At 33.4% G+C, this 23,732-nt stretch carries 22 protein-coding genes, 1 tRNA gene and 1 pseudogene; 5 read left to right on the top strand and 19 right to left on the bottom strand.

Annotated features, from left to right (window positions below; all coding sequences use genetic code 11):
- The first annotated feature begins 1 nt into the window (after position 1).
- The gene (locus tag B8869_RS08380; RefSeq protein ID WP_084231201.1) at positions 2-1,690 is read left to right on the top strand and encodes a DUF2207 family protein; all 1,689 of its coding nucleotides are present in this window, start codon (positions 2-4) and stop codon (positions 1,688-1,690) included.
- A 50-nt stretch (positions 1,691-1,740) separates the two neighbouring features.
- Here the strand turns inward: B8869_RS08380 and yqeB are convergent, their stop codons facing one another.
- The 14 genes from yqeB to B8869_RS08310 form a co-directional block, all read right to left on the bottom strand.
- Positions 1,741-2,535 (bottom strand): selenium-dependent molybdenum cofactor biosynthesis protein YqeB, encoded by a 795-nt coding sequence (yqeB, locus tag B8869_RS08375; RefSeq protein ID WP_084231200.1) that lies wholly within the window; start codon positions 2,533-2,535, stop codon positions 1,741-1,743.
- The gene (locus tag B8869_RS08370; RefSeq protein ID WP_084231199.1) at positions 2,519-3,076 is read right to left on the bottom strand and encodes an NTP transferase domain-containing protein; all 558 of its coding nucleotides are present in this window, start codon (positions 3,074-3,076) and stop codon (positions 2,519-2,521) included. The genes yqeB and B8869_RS08370 overlap by 17 nt, the downstream gene beginning before the upstream one ends.
- A 2-nt stretch (positions 3,077-3,078) precedes the next feature.
- The gene (gene yqeC / locus B8869_RS08365) at positions 3,079-3,720 is read right to left on the bottom strand and encodes a selenium cofactor biosynthesis protein YqeC (protein WP_084231198.1); all 642 of its coding nucleotides are present in this window, start codon (positions 3,718-3,720) and stop codon (positions 3,079-3,081) included.
- A 54-nt stretch (positions 3,721-3,774) separates the two neighbouring features.
- Positions 3,775-6,354, bottom strand: a complete 2,580-nt coding sequence (xdh, locus tag B8869_RS08360) for a selenium-dependent xanthine dehydrogenase (RefSeq protein ID WP_084231197.1) — start codon at positions 6,352-6,354, stop codon at positions 3,775-3,777.
- A 110-nt stretch (positions 6,355-6,464) separates the two neighbouring features.
- Positions 6,465-7,382 carry an ATP-binding cassette domain-containing protein gene (locus tag B8869_RS08355; RefSeq protein WP_084231196.1) on the bottom strand — a complete coding sequence of 306 codons (918 nt, stop codon included), beginning with the start codon at positions 7,380-7,382 and terminating at the stop codon, positions 6,465-6,467.
- A gap of 37 nt (positions 7,383-7,419) precedes the next feature.
- The gene (locus B8869_RS08350; RefSeq protein ID WP_084229742.1) at positions 7,420-8,406 is read right to left on the bottom strand and encodes an IS30 family transposase; all 987 of its coding nucleotides are present in this window, start codon (positions 8,404-8,406) and stop codon (positions 7,420-7,422) included.
- A 44-nt stretch (positions 8,407-8,450) separates the two neighbouring features.
- Positions 8,451-9,134: a molybdate ABC transporter permease subunit gene (gene modB, locus B8869_RS08345; RefSeq protein ID WP_084231195.1), complete on the bottom strand. Its 684-nt coding sequence runs from the start codon at positions 9,132-9,134 to the stop codon at positions 8,451-8,453.
- Complete coding sequence (gene modA, locus B8869_RS08340; RefSeq protein WP_084231194.1) at positions 9,118-9,891, bottom strand: molybdate ABC transporter substrate-binding protein; 774 nt, start codon at positions 9,889-9,891, stop codon at positions 9,118-9,120. The genes modB and modA overlap by 17 nt, the downstream gene beginning before the upstream one ends.
- Entirely contained in the window at positions 9,855-10,538 is a 684-nt protein-coding gene (locus tag B8869_RS08335) for a winged helix-turn-helix domain-containing protein (protein WP_084231193.1), read from the bottom strand. Before B8869_RS08335 ends, modA begins: the two co-directional genes overlap by 37 nt.
- Positions 10,535-11,023: a MogA/MoaB family molybdenum cofactor biosynthesis protein gene (locus B8869_RS08330; RefSeq protein WP_084231192.1), complete on the bottom strand. Its 489-nt coding sequence runs from the start codon at positions 11,021-11,023 to the stop codon at positions 10,535-10,537. Before B8869_RS08330 ends, B8869_RS08335 begins: the two co-directional genes overlap by 4 nt.
- Position 11,024: 1 nt before the next feature.
- A complete protein-coding gene (gene moaA, locus B8869_RS08325; RefSeq protein ID WP_084231191.1) occupies positions 11,025-12,014 on the bottom strand; it encodes a GTP 3',8-cyclase MoaA in 990 nt (329 codons plus the stop codon).
- Positions 11,977-12,456 (bottom strand): cyclic pyranopterin monophosphate synthase MoaC, encoded by a 480-nt coding sequence (gene moaC / locus B8869_RS08320; protein WP_084231190.1) that lies wholly within the window; start codon positions 12,454-12,456, stop codon positions 11,977-11,979. Before moaC ends, moaA begins: the two co-directional genes overlap by 38 nt.
- Positions 12,453-13,412, bottom strand: coding sequence for a molybdopterin-binding protein (locus tag B8869_RS08315; RefSeq protein ID WP_084231189.1), 960 nt, complete (start codon positions 13,410-13,412; stop codon positions 12,453-12,455). The genes moaC and B8869_RS08315 overlap by 4 nt, the downstream gene beginning before the upstream one ends.
- Positions 13,393-14,358 carry an XdhC family protein gene (locus B8869_RS08310; protein ID WP_084231188.1) on the bottom strand — a complete coding sequence of 322 codons (966 nt, stop codon included), beginning with the start codon at positions 14,356-14,358 and terminating at the stop codon, positions 13,393-13,395. The genes B8869_RS08315 and B8869_RS08310 overlap by 20 nt, the downstream gene beginning before the upstream one ends.
- 141 nt (positions 14,359-14,499) lie before the next feature.
- Here B8869_RS08310 and ypfJ point away from each other — a divergent pair.
- A pseudogene (gene ypfJ, locus B8869_RS12650) lies at positions 14,500-15,338 on the top strand (KPN_02809 family neutral zinc metallopeptidase).
- 46 nt (positions 15,339-15,384) lie between these two features.
- On the opposite strand, the gene coaE reads toward ypfJ, so the two are convergent.
- Both coaE and polA read right to left on the bottom strand, forming a co-directional pair.
- Positions 15,385-15,981 (bottom strand): dephospho-CoA kinase, encoded by a 597-nt coding sequence (gene coaE, locus B8869_RS08300; RefSeq protein ID WP_084231187.1) that lies wholly within the window; start codon positions 15,979-15,981, stop codon positions 15,385-15,387.
- Entirely contained in the window at positions 15,968-18,616 is a 2,649-nt protein-coding gene (gene polA, locus B8869_RS08295) for a DNA polymerase I (RefSeq protein WP_084231186.1), read from the bottom strand. The genes coaE and polA overlap by 14 nt, the downstream gene beginning before the upstream one ends.
- Before the next feature lie 156 nt (positions 18,617-18,772).
- Here polA and B8869_RS08290 point away from each other — a divergent pair, with 156 nt between their 5' ends.
- Positions 18,773-19,759 carry an IS30 family transposase gene (locus B8869_RS08290; protein WP_084229742.1) on the top strand — a complete coding sequence of 329 codons (987 nt, stop codon included), beginning with the start codon at positions 18,773-18,775 and terminating at the stop codon, positions 19,757-19,759.
- Between the two features lie 68 nt (positions 19,760-19,827).
- On the opposite strand, the gene B8869_RS08285 is transcribed toward B8869_RS08290, so the two are convergent.
- The 3 genes from B8869_RS08285 to B8869_RS08275 form a co-directional block, all read right to left on the bottom strand.
- A tRNA-Leu gene (locus B8869_RS08285) sits at positions 19,828-19,914 on the bottom strand.
- 145 nt (positions 19,915-20,059) lie between these two features.
- Positions 20,060-20,710, bottom strand: coding sequence for a DUF3793 family protein (locus B8869_RS08280; RefSeq protein WP_159445253.1), 651 nt, complete (start codon positions 20,708-20,710; stop codon positions 20,060-20,062).
- Positions 20,661-21,083: a flavodoxin gene (locus B8869_RS08275; RefSeq protein ID WP_084231184.1), complete on the bottom strand. Its 423-nt coding sequence runs from the start codon at positions 21,081-21,083 to the stop codon at positions 20,661-20,663. The genes B8869_RS08280 and B8869_RS08275 overlap by 50 nt, the downstream gene beginning before the upstream one ends.
- A gap of 679 nt (positions 21,084-21,762) precedes the next feature.
- On the opposite strand from B8869_RS08275, the gene B8869_RS08270 reads away from it, so the two are divergent.
- Positions 21,763-22,416, top strand: a complete 654-nt coding sequence (locus tag B8869_RS08270) for a ZinT/AdcA family metal-binding protein (protein ID WP_084231183.1) — start codon at positions 21,763-21,765, stop codon at positions 22,414-22,416.
- 17 nt (positions 22,417-22,433) lie between these two features.
- Positions 22,434-23,726: a metal ABC transporter solute-binding protein, Zn/Mn family gene (locus B8869_RS08265; RefSeq protein ID WP_084231182.1), complete on the top strand. Its 1,293-nt coding sequence runs from the start codon at positions 22,434-22,436 to the stop codon at positions 23,724-23,726.
- Positions 23,727-23,732 lie beyond the last annotated feature (6 nt).

Below are 23,732 nucleotides of genomic sequence, written 5' to 3'. Positions count from 1 at the left end.
AATGAAAAAAATATTTTCTATGTTTTTACTTTTACTCCTGAGCATACCTAGCGTGGTGTTTGCAGATACTATAAAATCAATCGAAGTTGAAGCAAATATACTCGATGATGGCTCAATGGAAGTAACACAAATTTGGAATGCAACTCCTGACGGTGGAACAGAATTTTTTATTCCAATGCAAAATCTAAACCACATGGAGCTTACAGACTTCAAAGTGTCCGATGAAAATGGTCCATACACCCAAGTTTCACCTTGGGATATCGAGGCAAGTTTTGACGAAAAAGCAAATAAATATGGAATAAACACCACTAATGATGGAATAGAGCTTTGTTTTGGAAAGTCCGCACTCGAATCTAAAACTTATATTATAAAATATAATTTAAAAAATGCCGTGATTGGATTTTCAGATTCCGACGGATTTAATATCCGATTTATCAATAGCGATATGGAACCGGCTCCGGACGTAGTGAAAGTTACCATTCAAAAAAATGGTGTGGACTTGACGGATTCAGCTAAATTTTGGGCCTTTGGTTTTTATGGAAACATTCAGCTTGAAGACGGCAAGATTGTAGCCAAAAATACAGACCAATTTACAAGCTATAATCATGTTACGATTTTAGTTTCTCTTGACAAGGGAATTATAAATCCTACGTACAATATAGATGACAGTTTTAACAGTTTAAAATCAACTGCCTTTGTCGACTCTGACTATGAGAATAGCCAAAATGATTTTGACGGCTCCCCAGGAGACGCTATAAATCCTCCGGATGAAGATATTGGATTTATAGGTTTAATTATTGGATTTTGTATTATATTTCCAATTTTAGTAATAACCGTAGCTATTGCCATGTATTCTAAAAAACGTACTATTGCAATGAATATCAAAGAAGTTGACAAAGACCACCCAGATTACTACCGTGACATACCATTTGATGGCAACTTGCCAGCAATGTTTTATTTGATGCAAAAAGAACCAGATATATTAAACGGTATTGTTTCAGCTCAGATATTAAAATGGATTGGTTCAGGCAATATTTCAATTGAACAAGTTAAAAATACAGGCATGCTTAATAAGCTTTTGGATCCGGAAGATAATATCTTAAAGATAAACTCAGAACCTGTATTGAATGATGAATTTGAAAGAACACTCTTTAACTACATTTGGGAAGCTAAAGGTGATGATGAAATCCTAACCGACAAAGAATTTAAAAAGTTCTTAATCAAGTCAAAAGAATTCCCTATGAAATTTACAGAGAGTATAAAAGAAATAGGAAGAGAATATCTAATTAAGCAAAACTACTTGGAAGAGAAATCATCTAAAAAGTATTATCTAACTGAAAAAGGTATGTCTGAAACAGCAAATCTATATGCGTTCGAGAGATTTGTAAATGACTTCACTTTAATTTCTGAAAAAGAGCCTATTGATGTTGCTCTTTGGGATGAGATATTAGTTGTGGCTACATTGCTCGGCGCTGGTGAAGACATTCTTGAAAGCTTTAAAAAATTCTATCCAGACTATCAATACTCCGGTTCAAACAATATCTATGTACACTACCTGTACTTGAATTCATTTTCTAAAAATTCTTACAACCAAGTAATAACTACTGCTGCTTATGGCGGTGGCGGTTCCGCTTCATTCGGCGGTGGTGGAGGATTCTCCGGCGGCGGTTGCGGCGGCGGAGGAAGATAAATAAAAAAGGAAGTATTAAAGAAATTTCTCTAATGCTTCCTTTTTCTTATCTATTTTTTTAAAATCATGACAGCCTCTAAAGTTGCTCCTCCTAGAGCTCTCGCCTTGTCTGATATGGTGTTTGGATTGGTTGTAGTTCTCGGATCTACATCACCTATCTTCATACCTTCAAAGACTTCTGTACCATTTCTTATAATTCCTCTTAAAATTCCAGATATCTTAGCAGTGACTTCGCCACCTTCAACCGTGGCGATAACTTCTCCTTGCTCAACTATATCCCCTATATCATGTCTATTTTTTATCACTCCTGCTTTTGGAGCATATAGCACTCTCTCTCTTGTGAAGCCATCTATATTCCCCGGTCTGTTGGTATTCGGTGCGGCTGGGCCTTCAAATATCAGTCTGCCCAAATCGTGTCCTCTGTTAGTTTCAATAACTATGTCCACATCTTCTCCTGCCACAAATCCCGGTCCTAAAGCAACTGTCCCCTTTGCCATGTCTATTTTAGTGCCCAAATTTTTCTTTGCAAGTATTGCGTCCACCAATACTTCAGGTTCCAATTCTCCTAAGATTTCACAATTAGGGTCCACCATTATAGGCACAACCCCTTCTTCAAATGCCTTTTCTATCTCTTCAATTGTTTCCACCCTACGAGCTGTTATATCTTCAACAGTAACCTCACCTGTGTATATTGCATCAGATAGTGCAACTGTTCTTCTAATTGCTGTAGGTTGTTCTATCTCCAAACATAAAACTTTAAATCCTGTTCGATGTAATCTTTGAATAGAACCGGTCGCAATATCTCCAGCTCCTCTCATTATCACCAAATTATTTAATCTTTTCATATTCTTCTCTCGTATCTATATCTATATGTTCCATTTCACTGTCTATGCTAACGCTTTGAGAATTTTCTTGAGTTATCAATACAATTCCTCCCTCGTCTTCTTTTAAATTCAATAATCCTTCTTTAAAAGATTTTGGAAATACCATTGGAGCGCCTCTTTTTTTGCCATACATTGGGAAAGTTATCAAGTCTTCTTTATAGAACTTATCAACTATTTTCTCAACAGTGTCTTCCTTTAAAAAAGGTTGGTCGCAGACAAAGAACATATATCCATCTACTTCGCCAGAATTTTCAACACCTATTCTAATTGACTCACTCTTTCCTATTTCAGCATTTGGATTTTCATATACTTTTAGTTTTCCATTTGCGTACTCTTTTATATCCTCATCATTTGTAACTAATATTTTTTCTGCAAAATCCAATTTTTCCAATAGATCAACTGTATACTCAAACATTCTCTTATCTTTTACTTTGAGTTTTAATTTGTTTTCTCCCATTCTATTGGAAAATCCCGAAGCCATTACTATAGCACTTATATTCATCTCTACCTCCTAAGTTTCACACCCAACTTTTCAATTTCTATACTAAGTTTTGTAATATCGCCTTCAACTCTATTCAAGTATAAGTACTTTTCTCCAACTGAATTTTTAAAAATACCTTCTCTGTGAGAGATCATATCCAATATTAAAGAATCATTCAAATTTAGATTTTGAAATCTCTCTTTAAACAACTCAAAATTGAATACATCTTCTTCTGTCAAATCTTGATTGTATTTAAACATTGGTAAGACAGCTATGGTCTTGGTCGTAAAATCATATATCACAGGCTCATTTTCACGAGATGCCTTATATGGTTTTCTCTTAGAACCATCTGCCTCAATTAAAACATAATCAAACTTTGGCAACAATTCTCTTAGTTTTTGGTATTCAATAGATGTAATTTTTTTATCCGTAAAATTTCCACCGGTGACTACCAAATTTATATTTTTAAATTCTCCATCAAAATTCTCAGAACATTTCTCATCATCTTCTAAGTTTTTTGGAATACCTATCTTGGTTGAAGTTGTTATTAATACTTTACCCAATTTTTTCAATTCTTTTCCAAGTTCAAACATCAGTGTAGTTTTTCCACCGCTTCCGACTATTGATACTATATCATTCTTTTGTATATCAAACTTACTATGCATATTTACCTCTAATTACGTTTAAACCTCTCAAATTTAAATGAGAGGTTTAAGTATCTATTTATTAAAAACTTTTTTAGGCTTTGAATAAGCAGTTTCTTCCAATGGAAGTTTAGTTCTAACTATACCGTCCATTTCTAAATATGCCGCTGCAACAGCTGCCGCTGATGGTATTGTAGAAATCTCTCCAACACCCTTTGCTCCGTATGCAACATTTAGAAGTTCTTCTTTTTCCACTGTGATAGTTTCTATTTCAGGAACATCTGTAGAACGTAGAAGTCCTAACTGACCTAATTTTTCTGTTGGCACACCATCTTTAAGCCTTAAATCTTCTGTAAGTGCATAACCCAAACTCATAAGAACTCCACCTTCAACTTGACCTTCGAAGTTTACTGGATTTACTATCTTACCTGAGTCATGAGCTGCAACTACTTTCTTAACCTTTCCTTCTTCATCTAATATTACCACGTGTGTAGCATATCCGTAAGCAATATGTGATTTAGGATTTGGTTTATCTGAAGAAAGTGGATCTGTAGGTTCAAAGTATTCATAATAATATTCTTTGCCTTCAACACTGCTCAAGTCATTTCCAACCAAATCTTCTTTTAACAATTCACAAGCTTTTTTAACTGCTTGACCTGTTAAAAGAGTTTGTCTTGAACCTGAAGTTGTACCTGAGTCAGGTGATGTTTCGGTATTCGGTGGCATGATTACTACATCATTTCTACTTATTCCCAAAGTTTCGATAATAAATTGTAGAGCTATAGTCATGTATCCTTGTCCTATATCTGACGCAGCAGCATATAGATGCAATTTTCCATCGTGTACTTCTAATCTAGCACGTCCTTTATCAGGAAGTCCTACACCTACACCACAGTTCTTAAGTGCACAGGCTATTCCAGCATGTGATTTATTTTCTTCATATACATCTTTTACCGCTTCAAGTGTTTCTACAAGTCCTGTTGAAACATCGGCAAATTGACCATTAGGAAGTACATCTCCCGGCTTTATTGCATTTCTGTATCTGATTTCCCATGGAGAAATTCCAACTTTCTCTGCTAGTTGAGTAAGTATCATCTCAAAAGCAAAGTTTGATTGGCAAACTCCAAACCCTCTAAACGCACCTGCAGGAGGATTGTTTGTATAAACTCCGTATCCTCTTATATCTGTATTCTCATATCTGTAAGGCCCAACTGAGTGAGTACAAGCTCTTTCTAAAACTGGACCACAAAGAGAAGCATACGCTCCTGTATCAAAGTAGATTTCAGCATCTAAACCTTGGATAATTCCATTTTCGTCACAGCCAACTGTAAAGTCAGCTTCCATCTTATGACGTTTTGGATGGAAAGCCAAAGATTCAGCTCTTGTGAACTTAGCTTTTACTATTCTATCAAATTTTACAGCTGCAAGAGCCGCTATATGTTGTACGGAAACATCTTCCTTGCCGCCAAATCCTCCACCTATTAGAGCATTTTCAACAACTACTTTCTCTGGTTCCCAACCGAACATAATAGCTGTTTCCTTACGAGTATCATAACTTCCTTGGTCTGAAGTATAGATCTTAACTCCGTCCTTATATGGCATAGCTATTGCACATTCAGGCTCCATAAAAGCATGCTCTGTAAAAGGAGTTGAATAGTGTTGAGTTATGACATATTTTGAATTTTCCAATGCCTCTTTAGCATTACCTCTTGTAACGTGTCTTTGTTGGCAAAGATTTCCATTTGGATGTATCTTTGGAGCATCTTCTTTAAGTGCTTCAAACAAATCTGTTATAGGCTCATAAACCTCATATTCTATTTTTACAAGTGCTTTTGCTTCTTCAAGCACTTTTTCATTTTCAGCAACAACAAGAACTATAGCATCTCCTATACATCTTGTTACATCCCCTTCAGCTATTAAAACATCCCAGTCTTGTTGGATATGACCGACTTTATTGTTAGGAACATCTTCCGCTCTTAAAATTCCAACAACACCTTCTAATTTTTCAGCTTCAGTTGTGTCAATTTTTAAAACTTTTGCACGAGGATGCTCAGTTCTGACGCATGACGCAAACACCATTCCGTCAAACTCCATATCATCCACGTATTGACCTGTTCCAAGAATTTTTTCCTCAGCATCCACTTTAATAGCATTTTGTCCAACGCCATTTGTGTCTTTATCTTTCATTTCAGTTTTTCCTGAGAAAATTTCTGCTGCTAACTTAATAGCTTTTTCTATCTTCACATATCCGGTACATCTACAAATATTTCCCTTTATAGATGCTTTTATTTCTGCATCTGTTGGATTTGGAATCTTGTCCAATAGACCTTTCGCACTCATAAGCATACCTGGAGTACAAAAACCACATTGAACAGCTCCTGCTTCTGCAAATGCATATGTATATACTTCTTTTTCTCTATCTGTTAATCCTTCTATAGTTATAACTTCTTTTCCTACAAGTTTTGATAATTTAAACACACAAGCCTTAGTTGCTTTTCCATCTATTATTACAGTACATGTACCGCAAGCACCTTGGCTACATCCATCTTTTACAGATTTAAGCTTTAGTTCATCTCTTAAAAATCTTAGTAATGTTATGTCTTCTTTGTGAACAAACCTTTTCCCATTAACTACCAATTCAAACTTATTTTCCATAATTGACACCTCTTATAGACTATGAATATTTTTCCCTTATTATAACACATAATTCTATTATAAAAAGAAAAAAATAGGATATTTTTTTTATTTCATCCTATTTTTGAAAATTAATTAACGGCTTTTTGATAAATTATTAATTCGTTATCTACTTTTAAATTCTCTCTATCATCTGCTATTTCCACTCTTATAATCTGTCCCGATACATTTAAATTTAAAATTTTATAGTTGATAGAATTAATTATCGACTCTATTTTACCTTTGAATTCAGTTGCTCCATCGAAATATTCATCCTTAAATTTTTTTGGATTATAGTATAAAATCTCTCCATTCAAGTTCACCTTTTCATACCCTATGAGTCTCGCCATATCCTTATTTAGTTTTTCATTTAGAGAATTAACTTTTTCTCGGGCTATTATTTTCCCCTCTTCTATAAATATAACCTCATCGCTAAGTTCTGTTATATCTTCTATATCGTGACTCACCATTATTACAATCCCGTTAAATTCTTTTAATATTTCTCTCAACTCACATCTGAGTTGTATCTTTAAATTAACATCCATTGCTGAAAATGGTTCATCTAACAAAATCAAATTTGTTTTGCTCGCCAGCATTCTCACCATGGCAACTCTCTGTGCTTCTCCACCACTTATGCTTTTTGGCTTTGACTCAAGCAAATGCTCTATCTTGAATTTTTTATACAATTCTTCAAGATTTTCTACTTTTGATACAAATTCTATTTGCTTCCTGACGGTCATATGTGGAAACAATGCATAGTTTTGAAATAAATAGCCTATTTTTCTTTCTTGTGTTGGAATATTAATTGTCTTATCAGAACTATAAAATACCTTTCCATCGTGTTCTATATAAGCGCTGTCCAATTCAGTTATTCCCGCAATCCCTTTAAGTAGTTGAGTTTTCCCAGCACCTGATGGGCCAAAAAGTCCTATTCTATTTGAATTGTTTTTAAAATCAATATTCAATTCAAAATTTTCTAATTTCTTTTTTATATTTACATTTAGTGTCATTTTTTCTCCAGACGAATTGTCAAATCAAATGCAACACCTATGGTAAGAGACCAAAAAGTTCTTCTTTAGGTGTTTTATATTTTATACATTTTCTAGGTCTATTATTCATTAAACTTAAGTTATAATTTAATTCATCAATATTCACTTCTGATAAATCCATACCCTTAGGATAAAACTCCCTCAAAAGTCCGTTACTATTTTCATTTGTACCTTTTTGCCATGCACAATAGGGATCACAAAAATAAGTTTTGCATCCTAATTCTTTTTCTATTTTCTCAAATTCTGAAAATTCTTTACCTCTATCAAAGGTTATTGTTTTTACTAATTCTTTTGGATAATCTTTTAATGCATTTATTATTGCTGGTGTTACGCTTTCCGACTTTCTATTTTCAACTAGGATTGCTATATAATATCTAGATTTTCTTTCTGCTAAAGTTACGAAACAACATCTACTTTTCCTTTTATGATCTAATCTGCCTGATTCCACTGTATCTGCTTCCCAGTGGCCTAATTCTTGCCTTCTGTATATCTCTTTAGGTCTTTTCTTAATTGTTCTACCTTTATCATTGAATTTTCCTCTTTTTTCTGCTGGCCTTTTAAATTTAGCTTTTCTTCTCAAATTTTTCATACTAGTTTTTGGCAGCTTTTTGGCGTGTATCATTCTATATATCGTTGATGTAGATGGTAATTCATGAATCTCATTTGTGTTTCTATTTGATATTTGTTCAGGGGACCAATGTTCGTTAATCTTTACAGTTAAATAATCAATAACATCTTTAGAAAATTTACTTTTTCTATGGCAGTCTTTTCTTCTATCAATATATTTATCATTTGCCTTTATCGGAAAGTACTTAGTGTAACTTCCCCTACTAACTTTTATCTTAGATGAATTTCTTTTAATTTCTCTAGATATTGTACTAGGTGACCTTTTAAGTGCTTGTGCAATTTTCCTTATACTCATTCCTAAATTTAAAAATTGGTAAATACAAGATCTTTCTTCTATGGTAAGATGGTTATAGCTCATAGTTAATCACTCCTTTTAATATGTTTTGTTTGGTCACTTACATATTAACACAGCTGATTAGCTATGAGTTTATTTATGTTGCACTTGTTATGATAAATTATCTCCATAAAAAATATAGTTAAAAACATCAGCACTGTACTTAAAACAATAACGAGTGCCACTAAACTATACGCTTGCTTATAATTTCCCGCTTGTACGGCTGCGTAAATTGCTGTTGATAGAGTTTGAGTTCTTCCCTTTATGTTCCCTGACACCATCATTGTAGCTCCAAACTCTCCAAGCGCCCTTGAAAAAGATAGTATTAAGCTCGAAACTAATCCGTATTTAGAAAGTGGCAATGTGATTTTTCTAAATATTTTCATCTCAGATAGTCCCAAAGTCTTAGCCACTAATATTAAATCTTCATCAACTGATTTAAACGTTGAATAAGCTCCTTTATACATTATTGGAAAGCTCACTACTGTAGCTGCTATTATGTTTGCAATTGGTGTAAATAGAATTTGAACTCCAAGGGTGTTATATACTTTTCCAAATATTCCATTATTCCCCAAGACAATCAATAATAAGAAACCCACAACCGTCGGCGGAAGCACCATTGGCAGTGTAAACAATATATCTAAAATTTTTGATTTTCTCTCTATAACTACTTTTGCTGCAATTATGGCTAGTATAAACGTAAATATACTAGCCACAGTCGCAAATAAAATAGAATTACTTACTAACTCCATCAATTACCTCATATCCATATTCTTCAAAAACTTTTTTAGCTTCTTCGCCTTTTAAGTAGTCATAGAAGTTTTTTGATTCTGGTTTTTCATTTAAAAGAGCAACAGGATAGATTATGTCTTTATGAGTTCCCTCTTCAAATTCGTACACGATTTCAACATCATCTTTTGCAGTTAAAGCGTCTGTCTTATATACAACACCGTAATCAACTTCTCCGCTCTTAACCCATTCAAGTACATTTCTAACATCAGAGCCAAATACAATTTTATCTTGCATATTTTCAAAAAGTCCTAAGTTTGTTAGAGCCTCTTTGGCATATTTACCAGCTGGAACTGACTCAGGTTCTCCGATTGCAAATTTCCCAACATTTAGTAAGTCATCAAGTGAATTTAAATCTTCCTTACCAACTATAACCAATTTATTTTTCAATAAATCTTGAGATTCTTTTACTAAATTTTTTTCTTCAAGTTTACTTACATGCTCTTTTGATGCACTTATAAATACATCTACTGGGGCGCCTGATTCTATTTGAGTTCTAAGAGTTCCTGATCCCCCCATGTTGAACTCAACAGTCTCGTCATATTTTTCTCCTATTACGTCCATGGTTTCTTTTAATGAAGCTGCCGCTGACACTGTTATTGGTTCGAGATTTGCTTCTTTCTCTACTTTGTCTTGGTTTTGCTTATTTTGACAAGCTGTCAAAATTAACATAACCATCATACTTACTGCCAATATTTTTTGAAAATTTCTCTTACGCATTCTTCAACCTCCAAATTAAATTTTACGTATTTTCTTGCAAAAGCCTTTCCTTCTTCTGTTAAAAAGCTTTCTCCACCACCAGTTCCGCCTTGCTTCTTCTCTACAACCTGATATCCTAATCCTTTTTCTACAGTTCTTATCATCTGTAGTGCCTTTGAATAGGATATGTTCATAGATGTCGCAGCGGACTTAACTGATTGCGTTCTCTCTATTAAATTCAATAGTTGAGCAGTTCCAGGGCCGTAAAACCTTCTCTTCTTGTTAAGAGTTAGCTTTACTTGGCAAGTCATTTGAATATCGCCTATAGCATCATGTTCTTCTGATTCTTCTTCAGATGAAATGAGTTTAAAATAGCCATCTTTAACTTTAAAAATTCCGTTTGTACTGTCCTTTTCAAGTTCTAAATAATTCACTCTAAGTAAATCTTCTACCAAATCTTCAAATATAAATTTGCGTTCATTCTTAACGATAATGTTGTCTACATTGCTTTCATCTATAAATATTACGCCTGATTTTATCAGCTGGTTTTTATTCACATTGTTCTCAACCACATACACATCGCTAACAGCTGGTTTTACATTTACCATAAGTGTTCTCAACACATCTAAATTGTAGTTTTCTTTTGGAATTATAATTGCTACTGTCATCTTTCTATCCCCGCACAATTTGCCTTTTCTGTATTCAACATCTTTAGCGCATGTTCTAAAGGTTTTAAAACAAAACTTATATTCTCTTTAGCTGCCTTAGGACTTCCCGGTAAATTTACAATCAAGCAGCTTCCCATTGTGCCACACACTTGTCTAGATAAAATACCGCTCTCTACAACTTCATAAGATTTCATACGCATTAGCTCTGCTAATCCCGGAACTTCTCTATCTATTACGTCTTTGGTAGCTTCTGGTGTTATATCTCGTCTGCCAAGTCCTGTCCCTCCGGTTGTCAAAATCAAATTTACATCTGCGTGCTTAATTAGCTCTTTCTTTATAAGCTCTCTATCATCAGGAACTATTCCTGTTCCGACCACTTCGTAACCTTGTTCGCTCATCAACTCGACAAGAGACGGGCCACTGAAATCTGCCTTATTCTCATAAAACCCCGAATCACTAACCGTCAAAATAAAAACACTATACATTTTACCCTCCGATATTGTTCATATTGAAATCACTTACTGAATTTATATCAAAATCATTTGCCAAGGGCTTTCTATAAATTATCTTTTTCAATTTCTGTTTAAAATCTTCTTCTGATATCTTGCCTTCAACAAAATCGACCATTGAAATTCCATCTCCAAATTCAAGACACAATCTCAAATTTCCGTTTGAGTCCATCCTAACTCTGTTGCAGTTCTCACAAAATCTATGCCCAACAGCATCTATAAATCCTATTTTTCCATTAAACTTTTCAAACGTATAATATTCAGCCGGCCCATTACCTAATTTTTCATTTATTAACTCTTCTTGGCCGTACTTTTCTCTTATCATTGAAATTATTTTTTCTCTCTTGATTCCCTTGTACCTTACTGCCTCTGATATTGGCATAAGCTCAATAAATCTAACCGCTACCGGATTTTCATGTGCGAAGTCAACAAAGTCTATAATCTCATCGCTGTTCGCTCCATCAATCGGAACCATATTTATCTTTATATTCTTAAATTTTTTCTCTATGAGTTCTTCTATGGAGTTCTTAACTACACTCAAATCTCCAAGCCTAGTTATTTCTCTATATTTTTCACTATTCATGGTATCCAATGAAATATTTATTCCGTCTATTCCCGCTTCCAATAGCTCATCTATATTTTTCGATAACAGAATTCCATTAGTAGTTAGCGTAACAGATTCAAACCCCAAGTCATTCTTTAACGAATTAATAAATTTATTTACCCCTTGTCTAACTAAAGGTTCTCCACCCGTTATCTTAATCTTCTTTACACCAAGCTCTCTAAAAACTTTTAAAATCTTTAAATAGTCCTCAAAACTAAGTGTCTCTTTTTCAATTTTACAGTTCTCCGGCATGCAATAGACACATCTCAAATTACATCTTTGAGTAACTGAAACTCTTATATAATCTATCACTCTGCCCGACTGATCAACGATTCCTCTTGAATTTACCGCTTTTACCACCATCCTTATATTCTAATTTAATATCTGTTATCTCCATAGTTTTGTCTACTGCTTTTACCATGTCATATATCGTGAGCAAACTCATAGACACTCCTGTTAAAGCTTCCATTTCAACACCTGTCTTCTCAGAAACTTTTACAGTGCAAATAGCTTTTATCTGAGAATTTTCTCTATCTACTTCAAATGTCAAATCTGCACCTGTTATGCCTATTGGATGCGCCATAGGAATTAAATCTGAAGTCTTTTTAACTGCCATAATCCCACCAACTTGCGCAACAGTTAAAACATCACCTTTTTTAGCTTCCTTATTTACAATTTTACTAAGTGCAAGCTCTGACATCTTTATTATTCCACTTGCTATGGCAACCCTATCTGTAACTGACTTTTCTGTTACATCCACCATTCTCGCATTTCCATTTTCATCAAAGTGCGTAAGTTCTGTCATAGTAGTCCCCCATGGCCAAGCTTTACTATATCCTTCTTTTCCAATTTAATTCCCGCTGCTATTTTAGGAAGCACCATATCTAAAATTGTCTTTTCACAATACATTACAGAACCTGGCAGACCTAACAATACACTATTTCCCTTATAAGCTATCATAAACATAGCTCCAGGTAAAACCGGTGTCCCATAAGTCACTTGTTCTGTTGAGGATTTTTTAATTGCTCCTGGAGTTTTATCATCAGGATCAACACTCATTCCTCCAGTACAAACCACTACATCCGCTCCCAGTTCAACAGCTTTGTCTATCTTAGAAGAAATTTCATCTAAATTATCTGTTACATACTCTTGATGTATTTCTTCAAATTTAAACTGAGAAAATTTTTCTCTAACTACCCCTGTGAATTTATCTTCAATTCTTCCCTTTGAAACTTCACTTCCGGTTGTGATGATTGCGAACTTTAAATTTTTAAATGGTAATACTTCAACCACGCTCTCATCTTCAATTTCATCTATGACATTTTTCTTTATCTTCACCGGTGTAATTCTAGTGCCCGCTAAAACCTCACCTTTTTTTACAGCTATATCAGAAAATTTAGTGGCAATTGTTATGTCAGTTATTGAATTCAATCCAAATAGCTTTTCTACATCTACTAGTAAAACTCCATCAGTATCTGCAATTAAATTTACTTTTCCTTCAGATACATCTGAAAATACTATGTTTCTTCCAGAAATTTTTCTTGCTATTTCCTTAGCTGCATCTTCTTCGTGGTATTCATCTTCTGCAACTTCAAGTATATAGATGTGTTCCTTTCCCATCTCAAGTAAAACAGGCACATCTTCTTCTCTAATCACATGACCCTTTTTAAATCTTGGGCCCTTACTCACACCCTTTATTATCTGTGTTAAATCATGTCCTAATACCTGTCCAACAGCTTCTTCAGTTCTTATTGTCTTCATATATTCCCCTTGCCACTGCAATTATCTGTGCTGTGATTGAAATTGCTATTTCCTTAGGTGTTTCAGCTCCGATTTCTATTCCAACAGGAGAGAAAACTCTTCCCTTTGCAATTTCTTCATATTCCGTTCCCTCTAAATCTTTGAACATCAAAATAGATTTTTTTCTACTTCCAATAACACCTATATACTTAGGTTTCTTGTCCAATGCAGATTTTAGCGCAATCTTATCTGATAGATGTCCTCTTGTTAGGATAATTACATAATCATCTTTTGTTATATCAAGATTTTTAACATCCTCATATTCCATTAAATATCTCTTTGAATTTGGAAAATCTTCTTCTTTCAAAAACTCTTCTCTATTTTCCACAACCACTGTCTTATATCCTAAATAATTTAAAATTGGAACTGTAGCTTGTGAAACGTGTCCCCCCCCAAAGATATACATAGTTGGTTCAGACTCAATCTTAAATTTGAATAGATTAGTTGGTTCTCCGCCCTTAGTAAATTGTTTCAATTCTCCATTCACTTCAATAGAAAATCCACTTTCTAAATTCAAATCATATACCATTGAAATTTCACATTCTGAATAGTTATCTAAAATAAATTTAAGATATTCGCCTATCACTTCATTGCTTGGGTCTATATATTCAAAATGAATAGTATTTGTTCCTCCACAAACCATTCCTATATCTTCAGCCTCGTTTGTAGTCAATATATATTTATGATTTCCAGATTGAGCTTGCTTAACTAATTCCTTGCCCATTTCTATAGCTTGGAATTCTTGTGCTCCTCCGCCAATTGTTCCGCTGTCATATCCCTTTTCAGTGATAATCATTGAAGAACCTTCTCCTCTTGGAGTTGAACCGCTCTTAGATATAATAGTCGCTACTATTACAGGAATATTTCCTGTATACAATTCGTATGCCTTATGAATTATTTCTTTCATTTTTTTCTCACCTAAAATCATTTATTGGAACTAATTATATCAAAACAACTTTAATTGTTCAATCTTATAATAATCTTTTATTGCATTACAATACTGCATTTGGGTAAGTATATAAAAATAAAACAATTAGGTGGAGATATTATGAAATGGCAAGGTAGACGACAAAGTTCAAATGTAAATACAGGTGGTTCAGGAAGACGTATGAGGCCCATTGGCGGTGGCGGTCTTTTAATATTGATGTTGATAGTATTTTTAATGGGAGGTAACCCGCTTGATGTTTTAAACAACGGTTCAGCACCTACTCAGAATATAACAACACAACAATCCCAAGAGACCAAAACTCGTACAGAATTTCTTTCAGTTGTGCTTGCAGATACAGAAGATGTTTGGGGCGAAATTTTTAAGCAACATAACATAACTTAACTTATTCAGAACCTAAACTAACTCTCTATTCAGGTTCTACTCAAAGCGCTTGTGGAACTGCTTCATCTCAAACAGGTCCTTTCTACTGTCCTGGTGATGAGACAATATATATGGATACAGCTTTCTATGATGATTTACACAATAAATTCGCAGCTACAGGAGATTTCGCTCTCGCTTACGTGTTGGCGCATGAAGTTGGACACCACGTTCAACATCAGTTGGGGGTGTTAGACCAAGTCTTTGCTTTGAAAAATAAGTTAAGTGAAGTTGAATTTAATCAATATATGATAAGACTTGAACTACAAGCTGACTACTACGCTGGAGTTTGCGCTCATTACGCTAAAGAAATGGGCTACTTGGAAGCTGGCGACATCGAAGAAGCTATGAATGCAGCTGCCGGAGTTGGTGACGATAGAATACAAGAGCAAGCTTATGGCAAATCTATGCCGGATACTTTCACTCATGGCACTAGTGAACAACGTATGCGATGGTTTAAAAAAGGTTATGAAGCTGGAACTATAGAAGATGGAGATACTTTCAGAGCTAGAAACTTATAATTAAATTAAAAAGACTACTTAACATCAATTGCTAAGTAGTCTTTCTTTATATATTCTTTATTAAAAAATTTACTCTCTCTTCTAATTCTTCAAAAGATTTTTCATTTTCTATAATAGAGTCAGCTCTATCTTTTTTTAATTCTATATCTATTTGAGAATTTATTTTTTGTAGTGCCACCTCTGAAGTTATACAATCTCTTTTCATGAGACGTTCAATTTGAATTTTTTTGCTCACATATACTAGCCAAACCTCATCTGACTTAAAGCCGTAGTCTAAGAGTTTGCTTTCTATTTCATAATATAGTGGCATATCTACAAATATAACTTTATCTGTAGAGTTTTTAATTCTATAATTTATCTCGTCGAATATTGCTTGGTGCATTATTGAATTTAAAATCTCAATTTTTTCTTGATTTTGAAATACATATTTTGAAAGTCTTGCTCTATCTACAGAACCTTGTTTTAAAAACTCATCTCCAAAACTTTCTCCTATCTGCTTTGCGATAAAATCTTTCTCTAAAACTTCATGTCCTATTTCATCAGCATCTATAACTTCAAAACCGTTTTTTTTAATAATTTCTGTAACAGCACTTTTGCCAGTTGCTATAGAGCCGGTTATTACAATAACCTTACTTAGTATCATACAAACTCTCTCCAACTTGCATATCTATTTTCAAATCAACTTTCATCTTCACAGCATTTTCCATCAATTCATGCATTAACTTCTTTACATCTTCAACTTCTTCTTCCACTGCATCAACTATCAACTCATCGTGAATTTGCAATATCAATTTTGAAGCCATATTCTTTTCTTTTAGAGTCTTGTAAACTCTCACCATTGCAATCTTTATAATGTCCGCTGCCGAACCTTGAATAGGTGTGTTTATTGCTATTCTCTCACCAAATTGACGTATATTGAAATTTTTTGCTGAAAGCTCAGGTATATATCTTCTTCTATTCAAAATAGTCTTTACATATCCATTTTTTCTCGCCACTTCAACTTCATCAGTCATAAACTTTCTAATACCTTTGAAGTTTTCAAGATAGTTGTCAATGTATGTCTTAGCTGTCTTTCTTGGAATATTTAAATTTCTTGAAAGCCCATAGTCTGAAATTCCATACACAATACCGAAATTTACAGCCTTAGCTTGCGATCTCAAAAGAGGACTAACTTCTTCAAGAGGCACTTCAAGCACCTCCGAAGCTGTCTTTCTATGAATGTCTACATTTTGTTCAAATGCTGAAATCATATTTTCATCTTCTGTTATAGATGCCAAAACCCTCAACTCAATTTGTGAATAGTCCGCATCCACAAGAGAACACCCGTCAGAAGCCAAGAATGCCTTACGAATCAATCTACCTTCTTCTGTCTTTATAGGTATATTTTGCAGGTTAGGGTCTTGTGAGGAAATCCTTCCAGTACTTGCCACCGTTTGATTAAAATGAGAATGTATTCTGCCGGTTTTCTTGTTTACAATCGCCTTTAATCCATCTACATAAGTTGACTTTAACTTGGTAAGTTTTCTATATTCAAGTATATTACCTACAATTTTGCCTTCGTCTATAAGCTTTTCCAAAACTTCTGCTGAAGTTGAATATCCTGTCTTTGTCTTCTTTATAACTTGGAAACCAAGTTTTTCAAATAAAATCACACCTAATTGTTTAGGCGAACTTATATTAAATTTTTCTCCAGCCTGTTCATATATCAACGACTCCAACTTTTCAATTCTCAAATCTAAGTCAAAACCTATTTCATCAAACACCGTTGTCTCAGTCTTAATTCCTATTAATTCCATAGACGCCAACACTTCAACTAATGGTAACTCTACATTTCTATATAGTTCTTCCATTTCTTGCTCTTTTAACAATTCAACTTGTCTATCTCTTAACTTATAGACACTCGTCAAATAAAAAGCAGCGTATTTATTTATTTCATCTTCTGATAAATCAGAATATTTTTTCTTCTTTACACCTTTTCCAAGGAGTTCTTCTTCATCTTTATATCCAACTCTAAAATGCTCATTAGTTATATTTGAAATATCATAATCGGATTTTGTTGAATTTAAAAGATATTCTGCAATTTGAGTGTCATGAGTAAAATTCTTTATATCAATTCCCTTACTCATAAGCACCATTATATCTTCATTTAAATCATGTCCTAATTTTTCTATATCCTCAGACTCAAAAACTTCTTTAAAATCTAATAATTTATCAATTTCTGAATAAACTACAGTAGGATTTTCACTTACTTTTATAGCAAATTTACAAGGTTCTATTCCCTCATAAATTTTACCATCTGTTATAAATCTAAATGCAAAAGATTTTTCTTTCTTTATCTCTTCAACTAACTCTTTAGGCTCTACATTTCTAACTTCAAAAGCACTTTCCGAAACTTCTACAATTTCTGCCTTTTGAAATTCTTCCGGAAGTCTTTTTAATAAAGTATAAAACTCGTATTCTCTATACAAATCAGATAACTCTTCTAAATTATATTGTTGAATCTCCAAGTCTTTTATTTCTGTCTCTATAGGAACATTTCTTACAATAGTTCCCAACTTTTTAGACATAAAAGCTTGAGCTTTGTTATCTTCCAACTTTTCTTTTTGTTTTTTAGCAGTGATTTTATCAATATTATCGTATAAATTCTCGATAGTTCCAAACTCATGTATAAGTTTTAATCCAGTCTTTTCACCAATTCCAGGAACTCCAGGTATATTGTCTGAATTATCTCCCATAAGCCCTTTTAAGTCTATAAATTGATCTGGAGTTATGCCATAATCTTCATTCAAACTTTCAACAGTCACAAGATCCATTTCAGTAATCCCTTTTCTTGTCAAAAGTACGCTTGTATTCTCTCCAACCAATTGATAGTAATCTTTATCACCAGTAAGCAGCACAGATTCCATTCCCATCTCAGAAGCCATCTTTGAAATAGTGCCAGCTATATCGTCCGCTTCATACACCGGAGACTCCAAAACCACTATATTCATCAAATTTAAAACATCTCTAACGATAGGAAATTGTTGTTCCAATTCATTAGGAGTCTTTTGACGAGTTCCCTTGTATTCCTTATATATTTCAGAACGAAATGTCTTTCCCTTCATATCAAAACACACTACAGCATGAGTTGGCTTAACTCTGTCAATTGCATTTTCAACCATTTGTATAAACCCATACAGAGCATTAGTATAAATTCCCTTTTTAGTTTTTAACAATGGCAGCGCATAAAATGCCCTAAAAAAGAGAGAAGAGCCATCTATAATTAAAATCTTTTCCACAAAATCACATCCTTATAAACATTATACATTATAATATCAATTAATTTTACACATGATAATTTATCATAACAAGTGCAACATAAATAAACTCATAGCTAATCAGCTGTGTTAATATGTAAGTGACCAAACAAAACATATTAAAAGGAGTGATTAACTATGAGCTATAACCATCTTACCATAGAAGAAAGATCTTGTATTTACCAATTTTTAAATTTAGGAATGAGTATAAGGAAAATTGCACAAGCACTTAAAAGGTCACCTAGTACAATATCTAGAGAAATTAAAAGAAATTCATCTAAGATAAAAGTTAGTAGGGGAAGTTACACTAAGTACTTTCCGATAAAGGCAAATGATAAATATATTGATAGAAGAAAAGACTGCCATAGAAAAAGTAAATTTTCTAAAGATGTTATTGATTATTTAACTGTAAAGATTAACGAACATTGGTCCCCTGAACAAATATCAAATAGAAACACAAATGAGATTCATGAATTACCATCTACATCAACGATATATAGAATGATACACGCCAAAAAGCTGCCAAAAACTAGTATGAAAAATTTGAGAAGAAAAGCTAAATTTAAAAGGCCAGCAGAAAAAAGAGGAAAATTCAATGATAAAGGTAGAACAATTAAGAAAAGACCTAAAGAGATATACAGAAGGCAAGAATTAGGCCACTGGGAAGCAGATACAGTGGAATCAGGCAGATTAGATCATAAAAGGAAAAGTAGATGTTGTTTCGTAACTTTAGCAGAAAGAAAATCTAGATATTATATAGCAATCCTAGTTGAAAATAGAAAGTCGGAAAGCGTAACACCAGCAATAATAAATGCATTAAAAGATTATCCAAAAGAATTAGTAAAAACAATAACCTTTGATAGAGGTAAAGAATTTTCAGAATTTGAGAAAATAGAAAAAGAATTAGGATGCAAAACTTATTTTTGTGATCCCTATTGTGCATGGCAAAAAGGTACAAATGAAAATAGTAACGGACTTTTGAGGGAGTTTTATCCTAAGGGTATGGATTTATCAGAAGTGAATATTGATGAATTAAATTATAACTTAAGTTTAATGAATAATAGACCTAGAAAATGTATAAAATATAAAACACCTAAAGAAGAACTTTTTGGTCTCTTACCATAGGTGTTGCATTTGATTTGACAATTCGTCACATAAAAAAACTCCTCCGAAAAAGTTCAGAAGAGTTGCTTTGGTGCCGGAGGCGGGACTTGAACCCGCACGGTGTTGCCACCGCCAGATTTTGAGTCTGGTACGTCTGCCAATTCCATCACTCCGGCATATTATTTTATTATTTTACACTATTTTTTTTATTAAATCAAGCTTAATAATTCGCAGATATTACTCCTTAATTTAACTAAAGAAAGAGATAGATTTCTCTACCTCCTTCTTCTTTGTAGGAATTAAGTTATTTTTTTGTAGGAATTAAGTCATGTTGTATGCTCTTTTAAAGTTATTTAATTCTTGTCTTGTAACAATCCACTTTAATAGATCATATATAAAGAATTTAAACTTGGCATTCCAAACATTAGAGTAACATTTCCAATACCCCACGCATTTACAGTCGCATCGTTTTTCTCTAAAAGCTATTACGTCTTTTAAAGGATATCCAAGGAATATGCCCACTTCGCAAGGACAACTAGGACTGTTGAAATGTTGCTTTAATATCTCTAAGGATTCAAGCATGTCGCATTCATGCTCATAGCCATGTTCGTAAAGAAATTCTTTAATTTTCACGTCCTTGAGTCTATTTTTTAGTATCTGCGGATTATACAAATATACAAGTACTGAGTCATCACTACACCTTAATATTATGGAATCTAATTTGAGGAGTCTTTCAAAGGTGGTGTTATGTTTTATCCAACAACTTCTTAAATCTCTACCGGAAGATTTTAAGTTGATGAGTGTGCCGACCTTTCTACCGTAAACAGTAGGTGCAGTGTAAAATTTCAAAAGAGCAAGTACATAATTATAATCGTCTAATTCTTTAATTTTAAAGAAATACTTGCTGAAGTCCGCTTTTAATTTATGCGTTGGCAAGAAGTTTTCCAAGAGCTTCGCAATTCTCTTTGTCATCTTCTTTAGGTTGATCATAAACTGCTAGAGGTTCGTCTACAAGTTTTACACCAAAACCTTCAAGTTCCTCTTCCCAGTCTCTAATCCATTGACCATCCGCCCACTCATAAGATCCGAAAATAGCAACTTTTTTTGTAGAAAGCAGTTCATTTACACTATCCATGAAAGGACGCATATATCCTTCTTCTAATTCTTCGGCTCCCATTGCTGGGCAACCAAATGCAACTTTATCAACATTTTTTACATCGTCAATAGTAGCGTTAGATACTTCAATTACTTTGCATTCTTCGCCTGCTGCCTTCACTCCATCTTCTATGTAGTGAGCCATTTGTTCAGTGTTACCTGTGCCACTCCAATAAATGATATTTACCATTTCTAGCTCCTTTCTCTATCGCAAAACTTTTTAAACTAACTAAGGGTTTGTATGAACAACTGTTTTCGGAAGTTTTTTTGATAGCTTTTATCATTTACAAGTATTATTATACGCACCCACATATATCTTGTCAACACTTTTTGATAAATTTTATCAACTATTTTTTTATTTTCTGTAAGCATTGAATTTACTTGCTTTGCTCTATCTTTTATATTATTAATAATTATTTTCCTGTAATTTTTTTATAAATTTATAAAAATAAATTTAACTCTAATATAATACGCTCCGCTATAAAACCAAATCATTTTATGCCGTTATAATATCTTTAAATTCAAATTCTACTATTATATGTAAAATTAAATTATTTGATTTCTCACCTATCCATTCAAAATATCTTCATTATACTTATTTATTTTTTACTAAGATGCTTTTACAAGACAGACTCTTCTAAATTAGAAGATAATTCTCGCTAAGTTTTATAAATAATACAAATTTATTTAATTATTTTCATTATCAGTGTTGACATTATTAAACAAAGATTATAGTATATACCATGTAAATAATAGTGATAGTAGTTATCATAAATGTATTAGGTTTAGCTTTCCTTTTATTCCTTTACATAAGATTTGTCATCTTAACTATTATCCATTAAGAATAAAATTTTTTAGGAGGATTTATTATGAAGAATTTAAAAATTTTAGCTGTAACAACAGCTATGTGTATCTCTATGTTAGCTGTAGGTTGTCAAAAGAAAGAAGCTCCTGCAAATAATGCACCTGCAAATGCTGCAGTTGAAAATGCTAATGCTAATAAAGCAGCTGAAGCTGAAACAACTGATTCTAAAGTTTCTCTTGCTGATTGGGAAGGAACTTGGAATAACTTCGGAGCATATTTGGATGATCCAGCTCTAGACTCTGCTTTTGAAGAAGTTGCCAAGAGAGATGGTATAACTGCAGAAGAAGCTAAAGCTAAGCTACTTGAAAGAAGAAATTGTGAATTCAACGGAATGGTATTCAAAGGCGATACTATAACTTTCTTAGACAACTTTGAAGATAAAGATGGTAAAGAAATCGCATCTGCTGAATACAAACTAACTGGTGAACACAAAACTCAACACGGTTCTCATGAACTTACTTGGTACACTTTTGAATCTGAAGGAGCAAAATATCCAGTGCTTCTATTAATGGAAGTTCATGGTGAAGAAGAATTAACTCACTTCCACATGAGATATGGTAATAATGCTGACGAACTTTTAGCTAAAGATGATTGGTTCCCTACTTTTGTAAAACCAAACTCAACTATGGATCAAATAGTTGCAGAAATAACTGAATAATTTTTAGGAGAGATTTTATGAAAAAGAAACTACTCAGTTTCTGTTTTATAATTTGTCTTTTAATTATCAGTGGATGTTCAAAAAAAGAGGTGAAAGATGACAAGCCTGTTATCTACACCTCTTTTTATCCTATTCACGAACTTGTGAGTCAGGTTGCCGGCGACACAGTAACCGTTAAATCTTTTATGCCATTAGATAAGGACCCTCACTTTTGGGAACCAAGCCCTAAAAGTATGAGAGACCTTGCTGATGCTGATTTATTAGTAGTTAATGGTGCCAATATGGAAAAATGGGTTGACCAAGTTAGAGAAAACCTTCCAAATTTGGATATATTGGTGCTCTCTGAGTCAGTAAATTTAATCACATACAAGGGCGCTGCTGCCATGGGTGATTTTCAATATATGGCTCATACTCAACAAAAAGCTGGTGAAGAATATAAGATTGAATTCGGGCACACTCATGAAAATAGTATGAGGATTGCTCTTTTTAAAAGAAATAATGAAACAGAAGATGAACTAATAAAAAAAGGTAAAAAGATTATGGAACAAAAGGGTGAGATAATTCACCAACGTTCTCTAATTGAAGTTGAAGATTCTAAAGTATATACCATAGAAATGGGTCATGAAAGTGGGCTTGTAACTTACAAACTCCCTTCTGATGGAGATTGGGTGTTTGTATCTGATCGTATTTCAGAAAATATACTTTCCTACGATTTATTAGATTCTAACAACGAAAAATTAAACGAGGAAGTTATACTTGCAGGTTCAAGTTCTTCTCTCGACAAGATAACTTATGACCCACATTCTTGGATGTCTGTTATCAATGCGAAAAAATATCTAAATACTATATTTGATGAATTGGTTAAAAAATATCCAGAGCATGAGAGAGTTTATAAGAGAAATAAATTAAAATCTATAGATGCTCTAACTGATTTGGAGTTTGAATTTAAAGAAAAATTCAAAAATAAGAAGAATGACCATTTCCTAACTGCTCATAACGCCTATGGTTATATAGCTAGAGACTTTGGTCTAACTCAATTTGCACTGTCTGATTTAGTTAGCTCCGAGTCTCCAAGTTTAAAAACCATAAGAACTGCAATTAATTTTGCGAATACTTATGGCATAGACACTATATTCTATGAGTATGGCGGAGATTCTAAAAGTGCTAAGTCTTTAGCTGAAGAAATTCACGGCAAGGCTGAAGGGCTTGTTTCTATGGAGTTTGCATCAAACATAGATGATTTAGAAAATAGAGATTACCTTTCTCTTATGAGAATGAATTTAGAAAAAATATATGAAGCTGTAAAATAAGGAGGA

The organism is Peptoniphilus asaccharolyticus DSM 20463, from assembly GCF_900176115.1.
Classification (GTDB): domain Bacteria; phylum Bacillota; class Clostridia; order Tissierellales; family Peptoniphilaceae; genus Peptoniphilus; species Peptoniphilus asaccharolyticus.
Note: the sequence above shows the minus strand (reverse complement) of the source record. Positions and strands in the feature narration are given on the sequence as shown.

Coding starts and splice junctions, on each gene's coding strand:
- B8869_RS08380 (WP_084231201.1), top strand. CDS start 2: ATGAAAAAAATATTTTCTATGTTTTTACTTTTACTCCTGAGCATACCT.
- yqeB (WP_084231200.1), bottom strand. CDS start 2,535: ATGAAAAGATTAAATAATTTGGTGATAATGAGAGGAGCTGGAGATATT.
- B8869_RS08370 (WP_084231199.1), bottom strand. CDS start 3,076: ATGAATATAAGTGCTATAGTAATGGCTTCGGGATTTTCCAATAGAATG.
- yqeC (WP_084231198.1), bottom strand. CDS start 3,720: ATGCATAGTAAGTTTGATATACAAAAGAATGATATAGTATCAATAGTC.
- xdh (WP_084231197.1), bottom strand. CDS start 6,354: ATGGAAAATAAGTTTGAATTGGTAGTTAATGGGAAAAGGTTTGTTCAC.
- B8869_RS08355 (WP_084231196.1), bottom strand. CDS start 7,382: ATGACACTAAATGTAAATATAAAAAAGAAATTAGAAAATTTTGAATTG.
- B8869_RS08350 (WP_084229742.1), bottom strand. CDS start 8,406: ATGAGCTATAACCATCTTACCATAGAAGAAAGATCTTGTATTTACCAA.
- modB (WP_084231195.1), bottom strand. CDS start 9,134: ATGGAGTTAGTAAGTAATTCTATTTTATTTGCGACTGTGGCTAGTATA.
- modA (WP_084231194.1), bottom strand. CDS start 9,891: ATGCGTAAGAGAAATTTTCAAAAAATATTGGCAGTAAGTATGATGGTT.
- B8869_RS08335 (WP_084231193.1), bottom strand. CDS start 10,538: ATGACAGTAGCAATTATAATTCCAAAAGAAAACTACAATTTAGATGTG.
- B8869_RS08330 (WP_084231192.1), bottom strand. CDS start 11,023: ATGTATAGTGTTTTTATTTTGACGGTTAGTGATTCGGGGTTTTATGAG.
- moaA (WP_084231191.1), bottom strand. CDS start 12,014: ATGGTGGTAAAAGCGGTAAATTCAAGAGGAATCGTTGATCAGTCGGGC.
- moaC (WP_084231190.1), bottom strand. CDS start 12,456: ATGACAGAACTTACGCACTTTGATGAAAATGGAAATGCGAGAATGGTG.
- B8869_RS08315 (WP_084231189.1), bottom strand. CDS start 13,412: ATGAAGACAATAAGAACTGAAGAAGCTGTTGGACAGGTATTAGGACAT.
- B8869_RS08310 (WP_084231188.1), bottom strand. CDS start 14,358: ATGAAAGAAATAATTCATAAGGCATACGAATTGTATACAGGAAATATT.
- coaE (WP_084231187.1), bottom strand. CDS start 15,981: ATGATACTAAGTAAGGTTATTGTAATAACCGGCTCTATAGCAACTGGC.
- B8869_RS08290 (WP_084229742.1), top strand. CDS start 18,773: ATGAGCTATAACCATCTTACCATAGAAGAAAGATCTTGTATTTACCAA.
- B8869_RS08280 (WP_159445253.1), bottom strand. CDS start 20,710: ATGACAAAGAGAATTGCGAAGCTCTTGGAAAACTTCTTGCCAACGCAT.
- B8869_RS08275 (WP_084231184.1), bottom strand. CDS start 21,083: ATGGTAAATATCATTTATTGGAGTGGCACAGGTAACACTGAACAAATG.
- B8869_RS08270 (WP_084231183.1), top strand. CDS start 21,763: ATGAAGAATTTAAAAATTTTAGCTGTAACAACAGCTATGTGTATCTCT.
- B8869_RS08265 (WP_084231182.1), top strand. CDS start 22,434: ATGAAAAAGAAACTACTCAGTTTCTGTTTTATAATTTGTCTTTTAATT.